The organism is Acinetobacter tandoii, assembly GCF_008867985.1.
GTDB lineage: Bacteria > Pseudomonadota > Gammaproteobacteria > Pseudomonadales > Moraxellaceae > Acinetobacter > Acinetobacter tandoii.
On sequence record NZ_VXLD01000006.1, the window covers coordinates 60,989 to 86,267 of the forward strand.

Genomic DNA, 25,279 nt, shown 5'->3' on the forward strand with positions numbered 1-25,279 from the left:
CTTCATGTGAACAGTGCATTCTTGGGGTGGGGTAATGAGTGAGTTAAAAGAATGGGAATTTTATAAAACATTATTGGAAACTACGAATGCCATTCCATGGCAAATTAATTGGGATACTAAAGAATTTAGTTATATTGGACCACAAATTGAGAGTTTATTGGGGTGGCCGCAAGACAGTTGGAAATCTGCACAAGACTGGATTGATCGTATTCATCCTGATGATCGAGACAAAACGGTCGGTATGTGTATCCAACTCTCTGATGATGGCACGGATCATGAGGCTGATTATCGTGCCTTAACCCAAGATGGCGGATACGTCTGGATACGTGATGTTGTTCATGTGATTCGTGAAAATGATAAAACCATTGCCATTATTGGCTTCATGTTTGATATTTCAGAACGTAAAAGTATGGAATTGGAACTTGAGGAGTTGAATAAAAAGAATCAAGCATTATTACTGCAAGATCCGTTGACGCAGGTGGCAAATCGCAAAGCCTTGAATGAACGGATCGAATTCGAGTTTAAGCGAGCAGAGCGCAATAAACGACCATTGTCGATATTGTTTATTGATATTGATCATTTTAAGAAATACAACGATGATTTTGGGCATTTGCAAGGTGATCAGTGTTTGATTGCAGTTGCACAGTTATTAAAAACTCAGTTTAGTCGAGCCTATGATTTTGTGGCGCGCTTTGGTGGGGAAGAGTTTGTAGTAATTTTGCCTGAAACTACACTTGAAGATGCTGTTTCATCTGCTGAGCGCTTCCGTAAGGCAGTGGCTCATTTGACCATCCCGAATCTGATGGCAAGTCAGCATGCTGATATCACGGTCAGCATTGGGGTAAATACGCATGGCGCAGGGCAAAACTATTTAAACGTGTCTAGTTTTTTACAGTCGGCAGACCAATTGCTCTATCAAGCAAAAGCTGAAGGGCGGAATCAGGTTCGTTTTCTGTCTTAATCGGAATTAGCAGCATTGTGAAATTTATTCACAATGCTGTCTTTTGTGCTAAATCATTAAAAATTCGGACGATAATCAAAATTTTGCATAGCTGCCGTATCACGAAATGGTCGAATGGCTTTTTTGCCAATGGTCATGGTATTGATGACGTTGTTGGGAAAAATCTGTATTTGGTTGTTAAACAGTTCAACATTGCGATTAAAAATCGTAATCGCAGCCCCTACATTTTCGTTTTGTTCTTCAATTTCATTCATCATTTTTAGATAAATTTCATTGGCTTTAAGTTCAGGGTAGTTTTCAACTACGACATTTAAACTGTGCATGAGTTCCTTGTTTAGGTTCTCAATCCGTTGTAGCTGAGATACATCGGCAGTGTTTGCATTCAAATTTAAAATGTTTTGACGCAATTCCGTCACTTTTTCTAAAGTGCCTTTTTCAAAACTTGAATATTGCTCTACCAAGGGTGCAAGCGCATCTAAAATTTTAATTTTTTGACGTTCGTAGCTGGTCACATCTGACCAAGCGCGAATAGTGGCATTATGATGGCGCACAATATTATTACGAATAAAAATAATGGCTACAATGCCAATAATAATGAGCAATAATAAAATAAAAAGTCCCATGTTGCCCCCTGTTTAATGGTTGTACATTCTAGTCGCTGTTATTTTAAAAGTTTCAATAAATCAGACTTTAAATGTTCTAGATAAGGTAGTTTAAATGTACGTAAGTGTCCACGTAAACTCGAAATATCTTGGATATTCTGAGCCTTGCTCGAAATTTTGAATAAATCATGTGGTCCTAGATAACACAAGACATCACTCTCGGGATGAAACAACAAATCCCCTGAACGGTATTCAAAAAAGTCGGATAGCCGAAGCACCATAGCAGGTGTTAGTGTTTTCGCCATCTGCATTTCATCGGTACCATAGAATTTGAGTCGCTGATTGGTCTGAATATCACTGGTATGCCATGCAAAAGAATAAGGGTGACCAAAGGATTTGCTCGCAGTACTGCTTGCTAAGCCTGGCATGTCTAGACCAAAAACAAATACGCCCCACAAATCGCGATGTATTTCTTGAACCTTGACCTGATTGCCATCTTTATCAGTCATGCGTACTTCATTCACAAAGTGATATTGAAATACCAGTACTTGATGGTCCTTGTTTTCTTCATCTGTCCAAACAGTGCTTGCATATAATGGAAAATCATTGGAAACCGAGCCTTGCTCAAATACTGGAAACAGGCGTTTTAAGTGGGCAATAAATAAAACTGGATTGAGTGGAACGGAAATATGTTGTGGTTGGCGGTGGTAAGCCAACTGATATTTTTGTGCAATGGTTTGTTGTTCGAGATAATCAATCACCTCTTCAATGGGGTCATCATCTTCATAGGAAATATAAGCCCAAAATACCATCAACACGCCACAAAACAGGCTAGTTTGAGCCCAAATACTACTGGGTTGAATCAAAATCGCAAGCATAAAAATACTGCCTGTAATTGCAAGCAACCACGGTAGGGTATTTTCAAACTTCAAGGTGACAGGAGCATTCCAAGGATGCAGGCCATCTAAAATTTGTTGATGGCTTTGCGCCTGACGCCCAATGTCCCAAAGCCGAGCAATATTGTGGAAGACCACCTGATTCTTTTTACGACGAATATGAATCGAATGTCGCACAGTATCAATCGGCATAAGGGCGGAAGTTCCTTGTTATTGTTATCTGGTAAAACAGTTATCCCGTAAAACGATCAATTAGCATGGCATCGCCATAACTAAAGAAACGATATTGCGTAGCTACAGCATGTTGGTAGGCATTGATAATATTGTCACGATTCGATAATGCAGAAACCAACATCAACAGCGTAGATTCGGGCAAATGGAAATTGGTAATTAAACGATCTACCACTTTAAAATCATAGCCAGGGTAAATGAAAATCTGGGTATCACCGACCCAAGCATTGAGTACACCGTTATGTGCTTGGGCAGCACTTTCCACAGCACGTGTTGCTGTTGTGCCAACCGCAATGACTTTATTCCCTCGTGCTTTGGTTTCACGAATTAATTCAACAGTATGTGCTGGTACATCGCACCATTCGCTGTGCATGACATGATTGGCAATATCATCGGTACGAACAGGTAGAAATGTTCCAGCACCTACATGTAAGGTCACGAAAGCTTTGTGAATTCCTTTAGCTTCGAGTTTCTCCAGTAAAGCTTGATCGAAGTGTAAACTTGCAGTGGGTGCGGCAACACTGGCTAATTTGCTTGGATCGTTGAATACAGTTTGGTAGCGTTCAGTATCTATCGCCTCTGCTTCACGGTTGAAGTAGGGTGGAATGGGTAACTGACCGCAACGGTCTAAGACATCCAGAATCGGTTGCGAAAATTCAACAATAAATAAATTCTCGTGGCGGCCTTGGACGGTGACTTTAATTTCTTCAGTGCCAATAAATAGTTCTGCACCCGCTTTAGGCGAGTTACTGGCTTTAATATGGCAATGTGCGATGTGCGCATCTTGCAAACGTTCGACTAAAACTTCAACTGCGCCGCCTGTTGCACGTTTACCTTTTAAACGGGCTTTCATCACTTTAGTATCGTTTAAAATCAAGAGATCGCCGTCATTCAGTAAATCCAGAATATCGGTAAACTGATGATCATGATATTGACCTTGTGCATCTAAATGGAGCAAGCGTGATGAACTGCGGGTGTCTAAGGGATATCGAGCAATAAGCTCATCAGGAAGATCAAAATTGAAGTCAGAAAGTTGCATGACACATTTCGCTAAAAAAACTGGCTGTAGTATATTCTTTTTTTCATTTTTTAGTCGAAATTGGTTAAATAAGAATCTAAAAAAACCATTCTGTTTTAAAAGTAACCAAATGTGCTAATCTTACGTTGACAAGTTTTTTAAACAGGTTAATATACGCATCAACACCTACCCGAGGTGGTGAAATTGGTAGACGCGGCGGACTCAAAATCCGCTGTCAGAGATGACGTGTCGGTTCGAGTCCGACCCTCGGGACCATATATTAAGAAGCCCTCAAGCATATTAAGACTTGGGGGCTTTTTTATTGCATAAAAATAAATGCTTGCATGAAATTCTGCATTTCATCTTTAAGGTTAAATAAGTCAAATTTTAAGTGGTTACTTCAGAAAATGAATACCTGAATTTGGTTTGGGTACTCATTATGGAATCTCAAGGCTAGAACAATTAAGCTTCTAACAGCTTCCTAAGTTGAAAAAGTGAAACCAATAGAAAAAGAAAACAACCTGTTTGATGGGGAAGGTTGTCCAAAGGCGGAGGCGAAAGAGATGTATTTGTTAGGCTTAAAAAGTAGTGTATAAATAAAAATTTTATAAAAATAAGCACTTGAATTTATGGTTGTTCAAATTTAATGGTTCTTTATTTAATTAAATTACATTGATCAATGAAGAAACTATAGGTTATGAGGTATTTGTATTTTAAATCAGATACTTTATAGGAGTATTTAAGTTTAAAGGTTATGTTTAAAAGGACAACATCTGTTTAAAATTTTTTATTAAAAAAAGTGAAATTTACTTTAATAATAATTTTATGAATATAATATAAATAAGTACTTATATGTGAAAATTATAGAATTTATCTTTATTTATAAATCTATCTTTTAAATGAATTAAAAATTAATGCGAAAATTAAATCAATAAAATGATATGGATTTGCTACAATTGGCCCGTCTTTAAGGTTGTTTAAAATAGATAAAGAATTTAAAAGAGATAACGAGGTGTGGTTTGAAGATGGAAATTGCGGGCGCTGTACTGGCGGCTATCTTCTTTGGTGGTTTCGTTTTGATAAGTAAGAGAATGCGGAAGCAATCTTGTGATGTGGATGATAGACCATGCCCACTGAGTGCACGAGAGCAAGATCAAGTTTCTTTAGAGTCTGAATGTGTTTGCGCACCCTGTAAAACGCTAGAAATTCTTTATCAAAATCAAAAAGGTCAAATGACTATTCGAGATATTGATGTTATTCGGGTATATCAAGAAAAGCAGCATTGGTATGTTGAAGCACTTTGTCATTTGTTAAATGAACAGCGTATTTTTGCTGTTGATCAAATTAAATGTTTAAAATGTCCTAAGCATTGTTCACGCTTAATTAACCAAACTGAAATCATAGAATATTTAACCAAGCACCTTGAGTGACCGTTGAAATATTTTTATTTCTTCAATATGAATGGTTTATTTCAATTCGGGATTTTTAATTTGTAAAAGTGAAAATAAATTTGCTTGATTTTTGCAGTTAATATTGGACGAAATGTTTGGTCTTCTGAAATTGTTTTAAGTTAGTTATTGATAAAAATTATTTATTTCGATTCCTTATGGGTGTATTCAGCATCTTATTTGTACTTCTACGCCTAATCGAGTGAAGTATCCATTCAATGTTTTGAGATGTTAGGCTAAAGCTGAGCAAGTGTATGCTTTGTCATCAAAATAATTATAAAAATTATCGAAAAGCGTGTGCAAAATAATCAACAAATGATACATTTATGTATAATATTGTGACTTATTTATCATTTATTGTAAATTTTGTGAGTGTTTGCTTTATGCAGGGGATGACAACAAGAATACATCGTGCGTTATTGGGGGGAGCATCACTATTATTGGTCGGTGTTTGTCACGCTTTTCCTCAACCAGGAAGCTATATTTCCAACGTTGCGTCTGGGGATTATACCGATGAGATGGGGAATGTCTTGTTGGTTAATTCCAATCCTGTGGCATTAGAGGTGCAAAAAACATATTCCCTAACACTCTTACAAAATCAAAATCAATATGGGGCTATCGGTGGGACAGTGAATCTTCCACATGTCCTCACCAACACAGGTAATACTACAGATCGATATACATTGTCTTTGGTACAAAGTAGCAATGATAATTTTGATTTAAGCAATGTTAAGGTTTATGCAGACCGCGATCAAAATGGTTTACCTGACAATACTGAAGATTTGTTGCTCGGTTCAATTGAGCTGAATGCAGGGCAATCTTTAGCCGTGGTGATTGTGGGGAGTATTCCTACCACGGTGGCTTTTAATCAGCTGAGCAGTTTAGACCTCAAAGCTGTAAGCCAGCAAAATGCTACGCTTTCTGCGCAGGTTACAGACACGATTCGCGTTGTAGATGATGCGGTGATTTCCCTGATCAAGGCGCAAAGTGCAAGTGAGGGAATTATCGGTGATCAGATTACCTATACCTTGACTTATCGAAATACAGGAACGGCAACACGTCGCGTCGTATTGCAAGATGTATTGGATGATTCTCTAGAGTATGTTTCGGGCTCAGCCATCTGGAATCAAAATACTACAGCACTCACTGATGCCAATGATACGGAAGCCTCAGCGAATACAGGAATTACTTATCAGCTCAAACCTGATGGTAAGAGTCTGGAAGCCAGTATTGCTGCTGTTGCCCCTCTAAGCTCAGGAACCTTGAGTTTTAAAGCCAAGGTGAAGCAAGGTGCCGCCAATAAAATTCCAAACACGGCAGGTTTTGTTCAATATGATACGGATAACATGACGGTAAAACTAAGCAGTTTCTCCAATACCGTGATCTATAATTTGGCTGCTGTTTATGGTGTGGTTTTAAATAATAAATCTAGTTCAGCAACCAACGTGGGGAACCCTAACAGTAGTCCCGATAACTTGGTTATTCAAGCCAGCTTGACCCCTGGGCAAGAAGTTTTTTTTAATAACTATGTTTGGAACGTCGGCAATACGACAGATGTTTATAACTTAAGTTATAGCTCAAGCAATCTACCGAGTTGTGCCAAAGTTAATTTTTATACCCAAGATGGAAAAACTTTACTAACAGATACCAATGGTGACGGTAAAGTCGATACAGGTTCGATTTCAAGCGCAGCGGTAAAACAAATTCAGGTTGGGGTATCGGCTTCTACAGGGTGTAACAGCAGTGTCAGTCATATCAATGTTGATGTGGTCGCAACCTCGATTGCTTCAAACTTAGTCTCGGACCCGATTCGTAACCAAATCACGGCCTTAACAGTCGTATCGAGCAGCAGTGACTTGTATAACGCGGATCAGTCGGGTTTAGGTGTAGGTGTTGTAGATAACTTAGGCCAAGCTTTACGTACGGTTAAAGTAGCTTCAGCTAAGGCCGTTTTTCCTTTGGTGGCAAAGAATAATTCCACCCAAGCCAACAACTATAATTTATACGCATCGTTTAGCGCGATTGATGTCGCCAATATTGTGCCTACCACTAAAACAGGCTTTAGTGTCAAATTTTATGAAGGCGATGCTAGCTGTCAGACCGTCGGTAAACAGATTACCAATACGGGAACCTTAGCCGCAGGCGCAAGCAAGGCATATTGTGCAGTGATCGATGTTGATGCCAGTCAACAGAATTTTTCAATCCCGATTTGGTTTGCAATTCAATCACCTGTCAATCAACAAGCGGACTCCATTAAGAACCAAATTGAAAGTAATGTTGCACGCTTACTCACCTTGACCAATGATCAGCAGGGGCAGGTGGGTGTTGGTGGTACGATTGTCTATGCGCATACATTAAAGAATTTGGGCAATATGGCAGAAGGGGCAAATGCAGGCTCTCAAGTGAACCTTAAAGTGGTTCCGCTGAAAAATGATGGCTTTGTTTATAGTCTTTATTATGATGCTAATAAAAATGGTCAAATTGATAGTACAGACCAAATTATTAGTGCCACAACCAGTCTAAATCAGCTCTTGGGTAGTGCAGGTTTACTCCCTCAAACTGACATCCAACTTTTACTCAAAGTTCAAGCAGCTCCTTCAGCGCCAGAAGGTGTAGTAAGCCAAGCTGATATTTGGATCGAGATTTCTGACTTTAATGGCATTCATTTAGATAACTTAAAAAATACCGATGTCACCACAGTGGCAACAGGGCATTTACAGTTACTTAAAACACAAGCAGCCAACAGTAGCTGTATCACCAGTAATCTAGCAGCTTTGAGCTATACCACTCAGTTGGTTTCAGTTAAACCAAATCAATGTGTGGCTTATAAACTCACACTGAAAAATGATGGTAGTTCAGTGGTGAAGAATGTTCAGTTTAATGATGTTGTTCCTGCCTATACCAGCCTTGTTGGGACACCTGTGATTGTGCCGACAGGAGTAGACCTTTCTTCAGGTGAGAAAGTTTCAGCTTTGGTGAGTAGTTTAGATCCAAATCAAGAAGCCAATTTCTACTTTGTTATTCGTGTTAACCCTTAAACGTAGGTTCGGAAAATGTTTATAGAAAAGAAAATGATTCGAAATTTACGTATGGCGATGCTGGGCTTATTGGGCGTAACAGCATCGGCTTGGGTTTTTGCTGATGCTTTGGTTATTAGTAACATGGCTGTGGGCGAATACAAAGAAGAAGGCTCTACAGTGGTTCAAGTGGCGCGTTCCAATTTGGTTCAAACCACCGTTATTCCTGTGTATAACCTGAGTTTAAAGGATAACCGTACTGAATATGTACGCCCAGGACAGGCGGTTTATTACCATCATGTTTTAACCAACACGGGGAACGAGCGCGATCTTTATAATTTGTTGGGCAGTCAAATTGCTGGGGGCAGTTTCACTCATAACAATATTGAAATTTATTTGGATGCCGATCGAAATGGTGTTGCAGACAGTAATACACCCATTACTCAATATAGCTTAAATGCTGGTGATTCGGTTGCACTGATTGTTAAAGCCATTATTCCTTCATCGGCAGCCGTAAATAGTTCTAGTCAGCTTCAATTGACAGCCACTTCGACACAGCAACCTAGTCTGACTCAAAATAATATTGATACTTCACGAATTACGGATCAGGCCGTTTTAAACTTAACCAAGAGTTTTGATAAAACAACTGTCGTAAATGGTGATATTGCAACCGTCCGTTTAACCTATTTCAATAATGGTAATAATAGTGGCGTGGTCAATATCAGTGACTTGTTGGATACGGCTCAGTTGACCTATGTGGCTGGTAATGAAAACTGGAATGGGCAGGCACTTAACGCAGCGACCGGCAGTAATGACCCGACGGGGATCAACTACTATCTCGATACCGATGGTAAAACCATTCGTGCGCAAATCACCAATGTACCTGCGAATGCTCAAGGCTATATTGAATTCCGTGTTCGCGTTGCACGTACTGCGCCCGGTGAAATTCCCAACTTGGCCAATATGGACTATGACCATGATGGTCTTTCCAGCACAGCAAATTTAACTACACAGTCGAACACCGCGGTATTAACGATTAAACCAGTATATGGTGTGGTGATTAATGCTGATGCAAATAGCATAAGTGGCGTGGATTTACTCACCAAGTCTGCGGTAAGTAGTGGAGCTACAGTTAGCTTTGAAAACTATGTTTGGAATACAGGAACAGTCGCTGACCGTTTTAATTTAAGTTTTAATAGCCATAATTTACCCGCAGGCAGTGTACTGGAATTCTATCGTGCAGATGGCGTTACCCCATTATTTGATACCAATAATGATGGCATTATTGATACAGGAACGCTTGAAGCAGGTGCTAAACTTCCGATTATCGTGAAGGTCACCTTCCCAGTAGATTATGTCGATACAGCCAACACAATTTACAATATCGTTCCTAAAGCACAATCGATCTTAGACAGTACCAAAACAGATACGGTGCAAGATCGGACCTCACTGATTCAAAGTACGGCCTCTCGTTTGGTGGACTTGATCAATAGCCCCGAAACTACAGCAAATGGTACGGGAAATGGCAATGTATCGAATGGTGGTTCGCCTTGGAAAACCTTAACTGCGGTCAACAATAAAACAGTGGTGTTTCCATTAACTGTGCGTCATACAGGTCAAGCGACAACCTATAACTTTAGCGCTGATGCCGATAATAATTTTGCGACGGTTGCATTACCTACAGAAATTAGTTCTGTTCGTTACTTTTCTACATCTACCACCGATTGTTCAGTACTTGGGGCAGAAATCTCTTCAACTCGTTTGTTAAATGACGATGAATCACAGCTTTACTGCGCCGTGGTAGAAATTCGTGCAGATGCTCAAAGCACAAGTCAGCCAATTCCGATTTATTTTAAAGTCACATCGTCTAATTTAGTTACCTCTGCACCAAGTAATGGTTATGACGTGATCCAGAACGCCATTACGATTAACTCAAATGCAAGTCAAGGTGGGGTGAGTTTAGAGCCTGATTTACGTGGGCAAATTGCACCGGGCGGTAGTATTGTTTATAGCCATATTTTAAAACCATGGGGAACGTCTGTATTGGCTGCAACGGATAGTTTAAGCGTTGCCAATAATCGAACAGGTTTTACCACGACACTTTACTACGATGCCAATAATGATGGGCAGTTAGATGCTACAGACCCGATGATTCAGAATTTATCTGTTGTCAATAGCATGATTTTAAGTAGCAAAGCACCTATTCGTATTTTTAATAAAGTTGAAAATACTGCATATAACACGGTTGGTGTAGTGAACACTTCTGTGATTAGTCTAAAAAATAGTGTGGGTACAGTGTTAGATACTGCAACTGATATTACAACTATTACTCGCGCACCTGTGCGTTTAACTAAATTGCAAGCCAAAGATAATAATTGTGATGGGGTCGCGGATAGTGCGTATACCTCAAATGTATTGCCGATTACACGCAATACAGATGGTTCAGGACAATGTGTTTTGTATCAATTAACCGTAAAAAATTTGGGGGCTTCTGCGATTAGTCGATTTAATTTCTATGATTATACGCCTGAAGCGATGGTGATGAGTAAAGCACCGACTTGTGCAACCTGTGAAACTGGTTCGCTTAGTGCGCCTGCATTGGGACAAACAGGTGCAATTAAAGCTTCTGTTGCAGCAATAAATAGTAATGAAAGCCATAGCTTAGAGTTTGGGGTGAAGTATGTGGGGAACTAAGTCTATGAAACGCATTATTGCGCTGTCAGCTAGCCTAGGTTTTGGATTAATGTTCAACTCCGTTGTAACTGCTGCTGTACCTACGTTAGAAATTGTTGGAGCCAGTGGAAATACCTCGACAACTGGTCCTAGTACCGTTGCACAAACTAATACGTATTTATTTAATGCTGATAACCCGACGGCAAATACTTTTAGTCAAAATTATTTCCCGAAGACGAACGTTACTTACTCTTTAGAAAATCAACAATATACAAATGGATTGGTTTTTGGGGGGACAAACTCATCAACTATTTTTATTCCTTTAAGTGGTCAGGGTAGTCCAATTAGTTCTGATTTCACCTCGAGTCGTTTAAATCCTAGTATGGGGACGGGTATTGATGCTGACCTCAACTATGGTTCACGTATTTTGCTTCAAGCGAGTGTTTTAGGAAGCTCAAATGGAAGTAATACATCATCAAGAAACGGTGGGTTAGGTTATTATTTCGGTGATGTTGTGGTGACATTTAACCGTGATGTAAAAAATCCAGTTATTAATCTCTCAGGTATTGGTGGGGTTGCTGTTAGTTCGGGTGGGAATACGGCATTTGGTATTAACACGAATTTTGTATTAACCAATCCTCCAAGCGGAACGACAATCAGGCGTTTATCGGGTCGTAATTTAAGTGTTAATGGATTTAACATCACCAACTCGGCTTCATTATACGGCGCGACTACTGGTGGAAATAATAATTCAAACCACAATGCTACTGGCGCAAATGGTGGGGCCAGTGGTAGTGTCCAAGTTGAAAATAGCAATAGTATAAGAACTTTAAGATTTAAAGTTTATATTGCGTCTGACTACACTGGGAATAGTACATTAGGCTGGAGTTCGGATTCTGGAGATGCCTTTGTATTTAGTGCAGCCAGCGTTGACTCTATGGTTGGTGATTTGGTAGTTTCAAAAACCAATAATACTACTCAAGTGTATTCGGGCAGTACAACTACTTATACAGTACGTGTCACTAATAATGGTCCAGATACTTATACAGGAACATTACTTAAGGATGTCGTTGGGACAGGATTAACCGCTACTGCCGTTGCTTGTAGTACGGCTGCAGGCAATAAATGTACCACAGCTCCAGCTTTAAATAGTTTAGCTTCTATTGATACAGGAAGCTTGGCTTCTGGCGAATTTTACGAAATTTTAGTCACAGCACGTGTAGATGCTGCGGCAGGCAGCACGGTAACGAATACTGCTACGGTAGATGTGCCAACTTTGGGCTCATCTACAGGGGCAAGTTGTACAACTTTAAATAGTGGTGGCATCACCCGTTCATTTAACTCAACCACAGGTGCATGTACGACAGCAGACCAAGATACTGTGCTTGCTTCTGCTGATCTAGAGGTCTCAAAAACATCAGATAAAACAAGCTATGATGTAGGCGATGTTGTGAAATACACCATTAAAGCTTGGAATAATGGTGACTTAGCTGTTACGGATGCAGTTTTAACAGATCCCGTTCCGATTAATCTTTCAGGTTTAAGCTGGTCATGTACTAAATATGGTACCGCAGTGTGTCCAATCGCGGCTAATATGTTAGTTTCGCAAAGTAGTAATAGTTTAACTGCGACGGGGCTAAATCTTCCTGCAAATGGAAAAGATGTCAATTATTTAGAGTTCACCATCACAGGTTTGGCTTATAAAGCAGGTTCAGTTGCCAATACAGTATCAATCACGACTAGCGCTTTTGATCGTAACACAGCTAATAATAATGCAACATCAAACATGACGATTACACAGAACACGCCAATTACCACTGGCAGTCCTCAAAATCAGTGTTTAGCTGGTCAGGCTGTAAATTTAGTGTCTGATACGACTTTTAGAAGGTATGATGCGGATAACACCTTAACAGCTTTTGATAATAATCTAAAAACAGCGGGCAGTAATCCCACAGTACTTCCCAATAGTATCATGTATGGTACAGGTGCAAATGGTGCCTTGCAGGTCAGAGGCCGATTGAGTTGGTCATATGGTTCACCGAGAAGTAATACAACAGCAGTGAATATGCGAATACTAGTAGATGGTGTTGTGTATGCTGTATTAACCACACCAGGAAAAAGTTCCAATTCAACAGCTTCTTTCAACGCCTTGAACGGTGCTCAAGTTTCGCAAGCAGATTATATTTTAACGTCTTATCAAACTGACCCTGGCTCAATTAACTTTATAATTACACTGCCAACTACAATAAGTAGTGTGAAAATTGTTCGTACAGAGTTCCAGAGTTACGCAGGTTCTGGTGTTGCAGGTGATGATATTGGAATTGGTTTTAATGAACTTAATGTTTGTCTTAAACCGACTTTTGAAATGAATAAAGTGTCTGAAAATGGCACAGACACCTTCAACTTTAGTACTTTTACAAACTTAAGTAATGCTAATGCTCAAACCATTACCAGTGGTGAGGTGGTTACGACTGTAATAGGAACAGCACAGTCTGTGCGTTTAAAAACCAGTACGTCGCCTGTCGAGCAAGGCTCATTATTGGCTTATGCAACACCAAACACGGCGATTAGTTTTACTGAGTCAGCATCAACTTTATATTCACTGAAGAGTATTGAATGTACAGATACGAATGCTGCAGTGTCAGGAAACAGTGCTGCAAATTTGGGAAGCATAAATGGTTTGACCCAAACCATACCTGCAGCGAATGTGAAATTTGCCGCTAAACTCGTTTGTCGCGTGACCAACAGTAAAAAAGCTGGCTATGTGTTTTCGGGGCGAGTGTTTAACGATAATAGTGGTACAACCTCGGATATTTCCAAGGCGTATAACGCAATTGTAGATGCTGGTGAATTGGGAATTGCGGGCAGTATGATTGAGCTGCAAGATTGTAGCACTAAGGCTGTTTTGGCCTCTACAACTAGCAATGCAAACGGTGATTTTAAAATACAAACTTTAGATGATGTGTTTGCTGGGCGCAGTAATGTTTGTTTGGTGCAACGGAATTTGACAGGTTTTGATTCGGTCAGTTCGGCGAAAGCCAGTGGTGTGACGGCGACAGCTGACACCAGTAATGACTTCTTTACCATTCCTAAAGCTGCAAATGTGACCAGCTATGATGGTTTCTTGTTTGGTGATGCCGAGTTACAGTTAGTCTTAACGCAAAATGGACAGAAAACCATTGTGGCAGGTGATGTGGTAGATTATCCACACGAGCTCAGTGCGAAAAGTGTGCTGAATGTGCTGAATTTAACTGAAACTAAAGAGCAACAGCCTGCAAACAATCAGCCTTGGCAAAGTTTGGTATATGTCGATAGCAACTGTAATGCGCAGTTGGATCAAGGTGAAAGTTTACTTTCGAGTCGTGTATTAAAAGCCAATGAAAAAATTTGTTTGATTCAGCGAGTAAATTCACCTACCACGGCACAAGGTGGTGATCGCTTTATTGCGAGCTTCAAGGTCAATGGCAAGGCGACTTATAGTACTGCGACGACCAAGGAAAGTAATAGTGTGAATGATATTACAATGATTGGTACAGCAGGTTTAAACATGAGCAAACTGGTGCGAAAAACATCTGCATGTCCTGCACCGAGTAATGATTCAACGCCGTTTACTGTAACCAACCAAGCGGCTAAAGGTGATTATTTGGAATATCAAATCACTTATACCAATAATTCAAATAAAAACTTGGTTGATATTGTGCTTAAAGATAGTGTTCCGGTTGGAACGGTTTATGGAACCATGTCGTGTAGCGTTTCAGGGTGTCAAACTCAAGAAAGTTCAGGACAATTAAAATGGACAATTCCCGGTGTACTGGCTCCTAAGCAAAAAGGGCAAGTGGGTTTCTGCGTAAGGATTCCAAACTAATTGTGATTTTAGAGAAATAAAAAAGGTCGGTCCTTTTATGGGATCGACCTTTTTTCATTAAATGTGCGAAGTACACCCTAGAGTCTATTGCTTGAGCCCGCCAGATGCGTTGATCTTAGGCCTAATATAAATAATGAAAACATATACTTAATATGAGCTGATTGCTTAATTTTGTCTTAAAAAGCGTTCAATAAAGAGTATGAGCTTTATATTGTTTCTTTGTGTAAATTCACAGTTTTTGTGAAAAGTAATGATAAACAGTCATTTATTTTAAGTATTGTAAACTTATATAACTAAATTAAAAAATCAAGAGTGAACCAGTTAACATTTTTTTTATAAAATGTATGGTTATGCGTTTGTTTTTTGTTTAATATTGCTTTGAGCTTTGCAGCATTAATTTCTTTAAATGTGATTAATGTCGCAAATATATGCATTGGTTTGCAGTGGATAAAATCATGTTAAACAAAAGAACTACGCTGAAAAAATTGATGATGGGTTTAATGCTTGCTGGGGGGGCTGCTCATGGGATGGCTGCCGCTACGACATCAAATGAACCTGTATCCATTCAGTTGAAAGCATTCAAAAAAGTTGTAGACAGTAAGGGGAATGCACAGTTTAAAGCTGCAGACTCAATCAAGCCTCAAGATGTTATTGAGTATCGTGCGACTTATACCAACAACACGACACACAGCATTAAAAGCCTAAAAGCAACTTTGCCAATTCCAGCAGACACTCAGTATTTAGGCAACAGCCTGCCTTCAGGTGCACTTGCCAGTACCGATGGCGTTAACTTTGCTGCGATGCCATTAAAGAAAAAAGTAGATGGAAAACTCGTCAATGTTCCACTCAAAGAGTACCGCGCTTTACAGTGGCAAATTATGGAATTACCAGCCAAGAAAACAGTAACTGTTAGTGCACAAACTAAAGTAAATGCATCAAACGATTAATTTCTAAATTTTTATACACGTCATTTTGATGGGGTCGGGGGACTCTTATGCCTATGAATTTAAAGACGACAAAGCGAAATAGCCTTTATGTGTCAATTGCGACAGTTTTAGGGGGCTTTGCTTTTTTCGCGACAGGTGCACATGCTGCTGCACCAGCAGCAGGGACAAACATTAGTAACATTGCAACAGCATCGTATGTAGATGGTACATCTACGACACGTACTGTAACGTCAAATGAAGTCAAAACGACTGTTTTACAAGTGGGTAGCTTCACACTCGAGCAAAACCGTACAGCAACTGCCAACCCGAATGGGGTAGTGACTTTATCGCACGTCTTGACCAATACGGGTAACGGAACGGATGAGTTCACATTGAATTTAGCCAATGTGGCTGGGGATAATTTTGATTTCTCCAACATTGCGGTTTACTTAGATGCGAATAAAGATGGTGTGCCAGATAACGGTACGAATTTAGCGGGTCAAAAAGTGACCTTAAATGCTGGTGAGTCAGTCGGCTTGGTTGTGGTGGGTACAACAGCCGCAACAGCAGCAGCGGGTAATTCTGGTCAATTAGAACTTTCTGCGGCAAGTAGTTACATTACAGTCCTAGCGGACAAAACCAAAGTGAATACTGACACCGTAACGATTGTTACTGGTGCAGTCATTCAAGTGACGAAGTCTGCCAATGTAACTGCAGTTGCTCGTGGCGATACAGTGACTTATGAATTAACTTATAAAAATACAGGTAATGCTGATGCAGCCAACCTAACCATTGAAGATCTTTTACCTTCAGGTGTAACTTATGTTGCAGGTTCAGCACGTTGGAGCGGTCAGACAGCGGCATTGACCGATGCGACGGGTGATGAAGCAGCGGCAGCAGCGAAATATGAGTTTACCAATGGTAAAGTGCAGTTAGTACTTGCATCAGTACCACGTAACAGTACGGGTAAATTGACCTTCCAAGTGACTGTCAATACAACTGCGCCAGCAGGTAAAATTACCAACATCGCGACATTTGACCCAGATGGTCCAGGTACAGAGACGTCTCAACCAACAAACCCATATGATGTGACAGTTCAGTCTACATATACGGGTACCATCAACGATAATGCAAGCGATACGTATTCGGATGCGCAAAAAGTTATTGGTAATACGGCTAAAGATGACTTAATTACCACAACTGCGGTACAAGGTTCACCAGTTTTATTTGGTGCGTCGAGCTCTACAGAAGATATCTGGATTCACAACCTTGGTAATGTCGCTGAAACTTATAACATTACCGTGAACAAATCTGCACTACCTGCAGGCTCTATTGTTGAGTTATTAAAATCGGATGGTAATACTCCATTAACGGATACCAATGGTGATGCAAGTGTAGACAGTGGTCCATTGGCTTCTGGTGGTCATCTTGAAATTTCAGCACGTATTACTTTGCCAAATGGTTATACAGGTCCAATTACTGCACCTGGATTAGATACGATCTTAACCATTACGCCTGTACATGCACCAGCATCTTCAGATACGGTGACATTACGTATTACGGATATTACGACATCAAAAGTCGATTTAAGTAACGGTAAAGGTAATAAAAACTATACGGAAGATGATACAGGTTTAACCGGTGAGGGTGCATACGTTTCTGGTAATGTCGTCACTACGGTAACAACTAAACCTGGCGTTGCAGCTACGTTCCCAATCGCTGTAACGAATTATGGTTCAACATCGGACAACTATAACTTTGGTACTGAACAAGCATTACCAGCGGGTTGGACAGTTGAATACTTCGTTGCTGATTCAAGTGGTGTATGTTCAGCGACTAAAGTGACCAATACAGGTGCAATTCAGCCAAATACCACAGCTTATTTCTGTGCCAAGGTAACTCCATCTACAGATGCGACACCTGCGAATAGCCAAGATATCGTCTTCACAATTAATTCGCCTGCAACAGGCTTAACAGACAAGATGAAAGATCACTTGACTGTAGAAGCAGTACGTGGACTTTCATTCTTGGCTGATCAACAAGGTCAGGTCGCACCTGGTGGTACGATTGTCTACAAGCACACTTTAACCAACAACGGTAACGTTGTAGAGGGTGTGGCTGGCGGTAGTACACTTCCATTCACCATTACTCATGACCCATCGAATACTGGATTTGTTACCTCTGTTTATGTAGATAAAAACAATGACGGTATTGCTGATGCAAACGAATTGGTGACAACGTCTGACTTGAACGCATGGTTAACTGCAACCAATGGTGCTGATGGTCTTTCTCCAAAAGAAAGTATCAACATCTTGGTTAAAGTTGAAGCACCAAGTAATGCAACAGCGGGTCAAGCCGATCTATCGATTGTGACGGTTACACCGACGGGTGCATTAAATGGTACGGCGGCTCCTGCTGCGATTACTGTAACGGACAAAACTACAGTAAACATTGGTCAAGTTCGTTTGGAAAAAATGCAAGCTCTTGATGCAGCATGTGATGGGACGCCAGACGGTAGCTTTGGAACATCTACACTTCAAGCTAAACCAGGTGCTTGTATCATTTACCAAATTAAAGCGGTCAATGATGGTAATCAGGCGGTAACGAAAGTTGAAATTACCGATGCGGTACCAAGTTACACCACTCTAGGTTCGTCGCCTGCGGCTGCACTAGATCCAGTATCAAAAGGTACTGTGACCAATACAGCAAACAACTTGAAGTCATCTCAATTTGATTTGGCACCGTCTGAAACGGTGACGATGAAGTTCAGCGTTAAAGTTGATGCTCAATAATTAAGTCAAAACATTAATAACTATTTATGTGGATAGGCATCACTTTAATGCCTATCCCTTTAAACCTGCTTTTGCTCGGTATTGGGGTATTTTCGTGATTAAACGAGTTCAGCCGCTACAGAATCATAAGATCAAGCTTATTTTTTCAAGCTTAGCTACGGCTATGGCATTGGTAAATCATGCTTATGCTGTGATGCCTGCTGCTGGGCAAAATATTACCAATACGGCTTATGCAAGTTTTGTACAAACCGATGGCCAGATTGGCCAATCGGTTTCAAATACTGTTCAAGTTACGATTACACCTAAATATGTGATTAGCCTCACTTCACCAACACGATTAGAAATTGATGCGGGTGCGAAAGTGATTTGGCTGAATACGTTGACCAATCATAGTAATGCGCCTGCTGATATTGTGATTAATAAAAGCACTGTTCCCGAATTATCGAATATTAAAATTTATGTCGATAGTAATCAAAATGGTGAATTTGATCGTTCAGATTTGCTGGTTACAGGACATTTAAGTTTACAGGCTGGGCAAAAAGTTGATTTATGGGTGGTCGCAGACTCTTCTATATCACTAAATGATAGCCAGCAAGTAGACTTGCCACTCCAAGCATATGTTGTGCAAGACCCCACTGCTATTGCAGATGCAGTGAATGCTTTAATTAGTTTCTTGCCGCAACTCACAGCAACAAAATCGGTTGATAAAACCAGTTTTGAACCACAAGTCGGTCAGTCTTATGACTTGACCTATAACTTGAGTGTAAAAAATAGTTCAACGCGTAATTCTGGTCTGCAAACCATTGAGGTTGATGGTGAGACCATGAAGGCTGTGGTTTTATTGGATGAAATACCTGCCAATACTATCTTTAAATCGGCTAAACCGACCAATTCTAAAGCGCTGGTTTTATATCCGTTAGGACAAGATAAATTTACCCGCCAGATTCCAGCGGATAAATCTTTAATCAATACGTTGGTGGTGGCATACCCGCAAGCTTTGGCTGCAAATAGCACTGAAGCGGTTGAGCTGGTTGTGACCATGAATCCAAATGTGAGTCATACCTCAATTTCAAACGTGTTCAGTGTAGAACACGGTGTGTTATCCAATCTGAAAAAAACAGTCTCTAATGAGGTGACGACAAGCGTTGGTGGTAGTGCTTCGATTACCAATAACAGCAAAAACTATTCGAATATTTTAGCAACGGGCAGTTTAAATCAACCGTTGTATATTGCTGCAAATAGTGCGATGTGTAATGCCTCACGTAGTAATGTCGACAAAGTAAAAATTAAAGTTCAGTCGACGTTGACTGGTGATGTTGAATATGTACAGGGTGTTGAAACAGGTTCAAATACTGGCATATTCCGCTTCACTCTAGCAACACAAGAAGCGGGTCCCATTCACCTGAATGACCAAATTTTACAGACCGTCAAACGTGATCAGGTGATTGTGTCTTTGACAGATTGTTTAGATCAAAGTGGTAATTCTTCCGCGACTGTTAAGGATATTGATACTACGGTATTGATCGATCCATACGGCGTTGTTTTTGATGCTAAGACCAATTTACCCGTTGCAGGTGCGACGGTAACTTTGTTGGATGACAAAGGTAATCCAGCTGAAAATGTAGCTTATAAATTGGATGAAACCACAGGTGAAAAGGTGGCAATTCCAGCAAAACAGCGAACCAATAGCAAAGGTGAATTTGTTTATCCTTTTGTTGAAAATGGAACTTATCGACTTGATATTGATACTTCAACGATTGAGAGTTCTACCAATTATAAATTTACCAGTGACAAGACTATTTATAATAATTTTGCTGATCGTATCGTTGATAGCTCTTGGTCTTATGGGGGGAACTTCACTTTAAAGACAGGTGACGCTGCGCTCAATATCGATATTCCGATTGACCCTGTTGATATTTCTGTTCCCAGCAATGACAAATTGATCATTAAAAAAGAAGTGGTCGGAACAAATACTGCTGAAATTGGTGATTTTAAAGATTACCAAATTACGGTGGCAAATATGGGAAATTCGACCCTCTATAATGTCAATATGAAAGATACTTTGCCTCGTGGTTTTATTTATGTATCTGGCAGTACTCGTGTTAATGGGCAAAAAAATGCAGATCCTGAAGGTGGAAAGGGACCTTATTTGACGCTCGGTTTGGGAACATTGACGCCTAAACAAGAAGCCAAAGTTCAATACCGTGTCTATATTGGTCCTAATGCATTGAATGGGGATGGTATTAACCGTGTTTATGCGCAGGACAATAAAAATACAGTTTCGAACGAAGCACAGGCTGCAGTAAAAGTTACACCCGGCGTATTTAGTCCAGATGGCTTTATTGTTGGTAAAGTCTTTAGTGATTGTAACCGTAATGGCGTTCAAGATGTCGGAGAACGCGGTGTACCGGGCGTCCGTATCTATATGGAAGATGGTAGCTTTGTGGTGACGGATCGTGAAGGGAAATACAACTTCTACGGCATTCGACCAATGACCCATGTGCTTAAAATCGATAATACAACTTTACCGAATAATGCAGAATTGGTGCTGATTAATAACCGTCAAGCCGGTGACCCAGCCAGCCGTTTTGTAGATTTAAAACGTGGCGAGTTACATCGTGCAGACTTCGCGATTACCGATTCTTCAGGGGAATGCACTCAAGCCTTGGCAGAACAAATTGAAGACCGCCGTAGTAAAATTGATGCACAACTGGATGCATTAGAGCAAACCTTACGTCAAGATTTAACAGTTGACCCACTTAGCAATTCAGTTTCAGATGTACAAGGTCAACCTGCAAGTGGATGTATTAGTGCAGCAGGCGCTTCAGCCAATTGTAATATTGAATATAAAAAAGATCAGATTAAAGACGTCAAAACAGTTCAAATTGAACCAGTAAAAGCTCCTGTAGTTTTAGATTTAGAGCAAGAGCTTGAGCGTTCTGAATCGAATCAACTGGCAATTTTAAATTTGAAAGAGCAGCAAATTTTGCCTACACCTCAAGCCACAATTCAGGTTAAAGGTGGTTTAGGCACAGACATTCGTTTATTTGTAAATGATGAGCAAGTATCAGAAAAGCGCATTGGTAAAAAAGCAGCCTATCAAGAGCACGGAACAGCGGGTTTAGATTTTATTGGGGTGCCACTCGCTGCGGGGAAAAATACCATTGCAGTTCGTCAGTACGATAGCTTTGGTAATTTACGTGATCAGCAACAAGTCACAGTGATTGCACCAGATGCGATGAGTCAACTGACCATGCAGCCTGTTGAACAAGCCGTTTATGCCAATGGTAAAGATATTTATCAGGTGGTGGTTAAGGCACTGGATCAGCATGGGACACCTGTTGCGACTCGTACTCCTATTACACTCGAATCATCTATAGGCATGATTCAACTCAAAGACCTTGATCCAGATAAACCAGGCGTACAGGTTTTTGCAGAAGGTGGGTCTTTGGTGGTGCCAGTACTTGCACCTTTGGAAGCTGGGTCGGGTGTATTACGTGTCCGTAGTGGCATATACGAACAAACTGTGCCTGTGCGCTTTTTGGCAGAACTTCGTCCAATGTTGGTTGCGGGGATTATTGAAGGTTCTTTTGCGCTCAATAAGTTTGATCCGAAAAATCTGTCTCAAACCTCGACTCAAGATGGTTTTGAAGAAGAGCTGAATGATTTGTCGAGTTCAGGTGATGGTGAAACTGCCATTCGTGGTCGTGCAGCTTTATTCTTAAAAGGCAAAGTGCGTGGCGATTATTTACTGACTTTGGCATATGACTCAAGCAAAGAAAATAATCAACGTCTATTCCGTGATATTCGTCCAGATGAATATTACCCAGTGTATGGCGATGCCTCTGCCAAAGGTTTCGATGCACAATCGACCAGTAAACTTTATGTACGTGTCGATAAAGGTCGTTCTTATGCCATGTATGGAGACTATGTTACGCGGACTGAAAATGATGAAGGACTTTCTTTAGGTCAGTATAGCCGTTCGTTAACAGGTTTAAAGTCAGTGGTTGAAGGTGATCGCTTTCAAGTCGCGAGCTTTGCTGCACGTACCAATACCACTCAAGTGGTGAATGAACTCCGTGCAATGGGTGTTTCAGGTCCTTATGCCTTAGGCCTGGACAGCAATGACATGCTTGAAAATAGTGAAAAAGTGGAAGTGATTGTACGTGACCGTAACAATCCTGGTTTAATTATTTCACAACGCACCTTAACCCGCTTTAGCGACTATGAAATTGATACCTATACCAACAGTATTTATTTAACTTCACCGTTAAGTAGCATTGATGAAAATCTAAATCCAGTCTACTTAAGAATCACCATTGAAACCGATCAAGGTGGCAAAGAATATATCGTGGCGGGGGTCAATGGTCGTTACAAATTGAATGATAAAGTGACCGTCGGCGGTTCTTATATTCAAAATGATGATCCGATTGATCAGGAAAAAATTGCCAGTGCCAATACGGTCATTCGTTGGAATGATCAAGCCAAGCTGGTTGCAGAATACGCTTATTCTGATCACGACTTAATGACTTTGGATCAGCTAACCGATGTTAATGCCTCGACGACTGCTACTACCTCGGGGAATGGTTCCGCAGCACGTGTAGAACTGGACTATAAAAAAGGTGATGTTGATGTACGTGCCTATCATCAGCAGGCGGATGTGGGTTTCCGTAATGCAGCATCTTCAATCAGTTCGGGACGTAAAGAAACGGCTGTAAAACTGAATGCACGCTTAGATGAGTTGGGGGTATTACGTATTGAAGCTGTGCGTACAGAAGATATTGCCAATGCAGGGGTACGTAACGGGATCAGTGCTTCAATTGAAAAAGCCATTAACCGTATCGTCAGCTTGGAACTGGGTGTTCGTTATTACAATGAGTCATTGAATGCTGCCAGTGCATCCACGCAAAGCGTTGAAACACCTTATGATGGAACCACAGTTCGTGCCAAATTGAAAACGGCATTACCATTTGATGGTTCAAGTGCATTTATTGAATATGAACAAGATGTCGCGGACAGTGATCGCCGTGTCTTTGCTGTCGGTGGTGACGCTCAGGTCTATAAAAATATCCATGCTTATGCACGTCATGAATTTATCTCAAGTATTGGTGGTTTATACGAACTCAATGACACGCAAAAACGTAATACCACGGTATTTGGCGTAGACAGTCAATATATGCGAGATGGTTCAGTCTTTAGTGAATATCGTGTACGTGATGGTTTGAGCGCACGTGAAGCTGAAGCGGCGATGGGGGTACGTAATCGTTGGCAATTAAAAGAAGGTTTATTCTTTAATACCAGTTTTGAGAAAGTGAAAGTTTTTGAAGGTGAAAACAAAGACTCATTAGAATCTACCGCCGCGACTTTAGGTTTTGAGCATTTATCTAACCCTCGTTGGAAGAATGTAGCACGTATTGAAGGGCGTTGGTCAAATCAAAGCGATAGTTATTTAAATACGTTGGGAACGGCCTATAAGTATTCTGATGAAGTCACCTTCTTGGCAAAAAACGTTTTAAATTTAACTGATAATAAATCAGCCGATTCAGGCGATCGTTTAATTAACCGCTTCCAGATTGGTGCAGCTTATCGTGATTTAGAAACCAACAAATTTGATTCACTCAGTAAAATTGAGTACCGCTACGAAAAGAATAAGACCACCTTAAGTGATCCGTACGAGCGTAATGCTTACATTATGTCGCATCATTTAAATTATCATCCGACGCGCGATGTGCATGTGTCGGGTCAGTATGCCGTGAAATATTTAGAAGAAACCTACGACCTATTGCAAAGCAGTGGTATGACGCAAATGCTGAATACGCGCTTCATGTATGACATTAATGAGCGTTGGGATGCTGGGGTAAATGCTGGCGTCATGTGGAACAGCGTTTCAGATGGCACCAAGCTGATGGCAGGGGTCGAAGTGGGCTATCTTTTGGCGGCTAACCTTTGGGTTTCTGGTGGATATAACTTTGTTGGTTATGAAGATAAAGATTTAACCGATGGTGATACCACAATGGATGGCGCTTATTTCCGTTTCCGCTTTAAATTTGATGAGAACCTTTTTAATCAAAACAAGGCAAGCGTGAATAAAGCTTTGGAGCCTAAATTATGAAATTTTTAGGATTAAAAGCCTTCCTGTTGGCTGGGCTGCTTAGCCCTGCGCTTTATGCTAACCCCGAGACCCATCAATTCGCATATATATCGTCGCATCAACAGATTCAGTCGAAAATACGTGAGACACTTGGGCAAAGTTCTGATGTAAAAGAAAAATACCAACTGGAAAAAGCGCAAACATGGCTTAGTTACGCAGATCAGTTATATAGTGAAAAGAGTAAGCCTAAAAACTTAGAAATGATTTATCAGCAGGTGCTGAAGATCACCAATACCGACAACAGAGTGCAGCTTACAACTCAAACGCCAATTTTACCTTTTGCTCAGGTGATGCGCCGAGATTTGTGGGCTCGTATAGAAAGCATTAAAGTTCATGCGGGTTTTCAGTGTGCTTATAAAGAACTTGCTCAGGCAGAGGTTAAACTGGTTTGGGCCGCAGCCGAATATTGCCAATTAGGCTGGCATCATTCGCGCGAGATTTTTGCTTCGGCAGAGCGTTTGGTTGATCAGGCGGGATATCTAGCACAGCATTGTGAAAATGACCGCTATCTAGATCAGGCTTTTAGTCCTGTAAAAATGGCTACAGTAGAACAATTAAATGGTTCAACAGGTTGTCAGGGAGTCAATCTAGCCTATTGGCCTTTTACTCCGAATCAATAGTTTAAGCATTATTTACTTTTATTGAGATTTAAAAAATAACCCTGAATGTAAATATTTCAGGGTTATTCTTATTGCACCT

The 25,279-nt window shown here is 40.5% G+C and carries 12 protein-coding genes and 1 tRNA gene; 10 read left to right on the forward strand and 3 right to left on the reverse strand.

The features are described 5' to 3' along the window. Window positions 1–34: 34 nt before the first annotated feature. Complete coding sequence (locus F4W09_RS10515; RefSeq protein ID WP_151504763.1) at window positions 35–961, forward strand: sensor domain-containing diguanylate cyclase; 927 nt, start codon at window positions 35–37, stop codon at window positions 959–961. A gap of 56 nt (window positions 962–1,017) precedes the next feature. On the opposite strand, the gene F4W09_RS10520 is transcribed toward F4W09_RS10515, so the two are convergent. From F4W09_RS10520 to queA, 3 genes are read right to left on the reverse strand one after another with little or no spacing between them, the layout of a single operon-like run. Further along, window positions 1,018–1,584 (reverse strand): LemA family protein, encoded by a 567-nt coding sequence (locus F4W09_RS10520; RefSeq protein ID WP_044739023.1) that lies wholly within the window; start codon window positions 1,582–1,584, stop codon window positions 1,018–1,020. A gap of 38 nt (window positions 1,585–1,622) precedes the next feature. Then, window positions 1,623–2,651, reverse strand: coding sequence for a hypothetical protein (locus tag F4W09_RS10525; RefSeq protein ID WP_151504764.1), 1,029 nt, complete (start codon window positions 2,649–2,651; stop codon window positions 1,623–1,625). Window positions 2,652–2,691: 40 nt separating this feature from the next. Beyond that, window positions 2,692–3,729 carry a tRNA preQ1(34) S-adenosylmethionine ribosyltransferase-isomerase QueA gene (queA, locus tag F4W09_RS10530; protein ID WP_151504765.1) on the reverse strand — a complete coding sequence of 346 codons (1,038 nt, stop codon included), beginning with the start codon at window positions 3,727–3,729 and terminating at the stop codon, window positions 2,692–2,694. Window positions 3,730–3,897: 168 nt separating this feature from the next. On the opposite strand from queA, the gene F4W09_RS10535 reads away from it, so the two are divergent. The 9 genes from F4W09_RS10535 to F4W09_RS10575 all read left to right on the forward strand — a co-directional run bounded on the left by F4W09_RS10535 (window position 3,898) and on the right by F4W09_RS10575 (window position 25,200). After that, window positions 3,898–3,984, forward strand: a tRNA-Leu gene (locus F4W09_RS10535). 749 nt (window positions 3,985–4,733) lie between these two features. Further along, window positions 4,734–5,138: a WYL domain-containing protein gene (locus F4W09_RS10540; protein WP_044739020.1), complete on the forward strand. Its 405-nt coding sequence runs from the start codon at window positions 4,734–4,736 to the stop codon at window positions 5,136–5,138. Between the two features lie 344 nt (window positions 5,139–5,482). Further along, entirely contained in the window at window positions 5,483–8,194 is a 2,712-nt protein-coding gene (locus F4W09_RS10545) for an isopeptide-forming domain-containing fimbrial protein (RefSeq protein WP_151504766.1), read from the forward strand. 15 nt (window positions 8,195–8,209) lie between these two features. After that, entirely contained in the window at window positions 8,210–10,867 is a 2,658-nt protein-coding gene (locus F4W09_RS10550) for a DUF11 domain-containing protein (RefSeq protein WP_151504767.1), read from the forward strand. Between the two features lie 4 nt (window positions 10,868–10,871). Beyond that, window positions 10,872–14,711 (forward strand): prealbumin-like fold domain-containing protein, encoded by a 3,840-nt coding sequence (locus tag F4W09_RS10555; RefSeq protein ID WP_171492425.1) that lies wholly within the window; start codon window positions 10,872–10,874, stop codon window positions 14,709–14,711. A gap of 455 nt (window positions 14,712–15,166) precedes the next feature. Further along, a complete protein-coding gene (locus tag F4W09_RS10560; RefSeq protein WP_104442325.1) occupies window positions 15,167–15,658 on the forward strand; it encodes a hypothetical protein in 492 nt (163 codons plus the stop codon). A gap of 47 nt (window positions 15,659–15,705) precedes the next feature. Continuing rightward, window positions 15,706–18,429 (forward strand): CLIPPER-2 domain-containing protein, encoded by a 2,724-nt coding sequence (locus tag F4W09_RS10565; RefSeq protein ID WP_104441457.1) that lies wholly within the window; start codon window positions 15,706–15,708, stop codon window positions 18,427–18,429. A gap of 94 nt (window positions 18,430–18,523) precedes the next feature. Beyond that, window positions 18,524–24,541, forward strand: a complete 6,018-nt coding sequence (locus F4W09_RS10570) for an SdrD B-like domain-containing protein (protein ID WP_244948562.1) — start codon at window positions 18,524–18,526, stop codon at window positions 24,539–24,541. Then, window positions 24,538–25,200 carry a hypothetical protein gene (locus F4W09_RS10575; RefSeq protein WP_151504769.1) on the forward strand — a complete coding sequence of 221 codons (663 nt, stop codon included), beginning with the start codon at window positions 24,538–24,540 and terminating at the stop codon, window positions 25,198–25,200. The genes F4W09_RS10570 and F4W09_RS10575 overlap by 4 nt, the downstream gene beginning before the upstream one ends. Window positions 25,201–25,279 lie beyond the last annotated feature (79 nt).

Excerpts from the sequence above, each read along its gene's own strand:
- F4W09_RS10545 (WP_151504766.1), top strand. The coding sequence starts at position 5,483 with ATGTATAATATTGTGACTTATTTATCATTTATTGTAAATTTTGTGAGT.
- F4W09_RS10560 (WP_104442325.1), top strand. The coding sequence starts at position 15,167 with ATGTTAAACAAAAGAACTACGCTGAAAAAATTGATGATGGGTTTAATG.
- F4W09_RS10575 (WP_151504769.1), top strand. The coding sequence starts at position 24,538 with ATGAAATTTTTAGGATTAAAAGCCTTCCTGTTGGCTGGGCTGCTTAGC.
- F4W09_RS10565 (WP_104441457.1), top strand. The coding sequence starts at position 15,706 with ATGCCTATGAATTTAAAGACGACAAAGCGAAATAGCCTTTATGTGTCA.
- F4W09_RS10525 (WP_151504764.1), bottom strand. The coding sequence starts at position 2,651 with ATGCCGATTGATACTGTGCGACATTCGATTCATATTCGTCGTAAAAAG.
- F4W09_RS10540 (WP_044739020.1), top strand. The coding sequence starts at position 4,734 with ATGGAAATTGCGGGCGCTGTACTGGCGGCTATCTTCTTTGGTGGTTTC.
- queA (WP_151504765.1), bottom strand. The coding sequence starts at position 3,729 with ATGCAACTTTCTGACTTCAATTTTGATCTTCCTGATGAGCTTATTGCT.
- F4W09_RS10555 (WP_171492425.1), top strand. The coding sequence starts at position 10,872 with ATGAAACGCATTATTGCGCTGTCAGCTAGCCTAGGTTTTGGATTAATG.
- F4W09_RS10550 (WP_151504767.1), top strand. The coding sequence starts at position 8,210 with ATGTTTATAGAAAAGAAAATGATTCGAAATTTACGTATGGCGATGCTG.
- F4W09_RS10520 (WP_044739023.1), bottom strand. The coding sequence starts at position 1,584 with ATGGGACTTTTTATTTTATTATTGCTCATTATTATTGGCATTGTAGCC.
- F4W09_RS10515 (WP_151504763.1), top strand. The coding sequence starts at position 35 with ATGAGTGAGTTAAAAGAATGGGAATTTTATAAAACATTATTGGAAACT.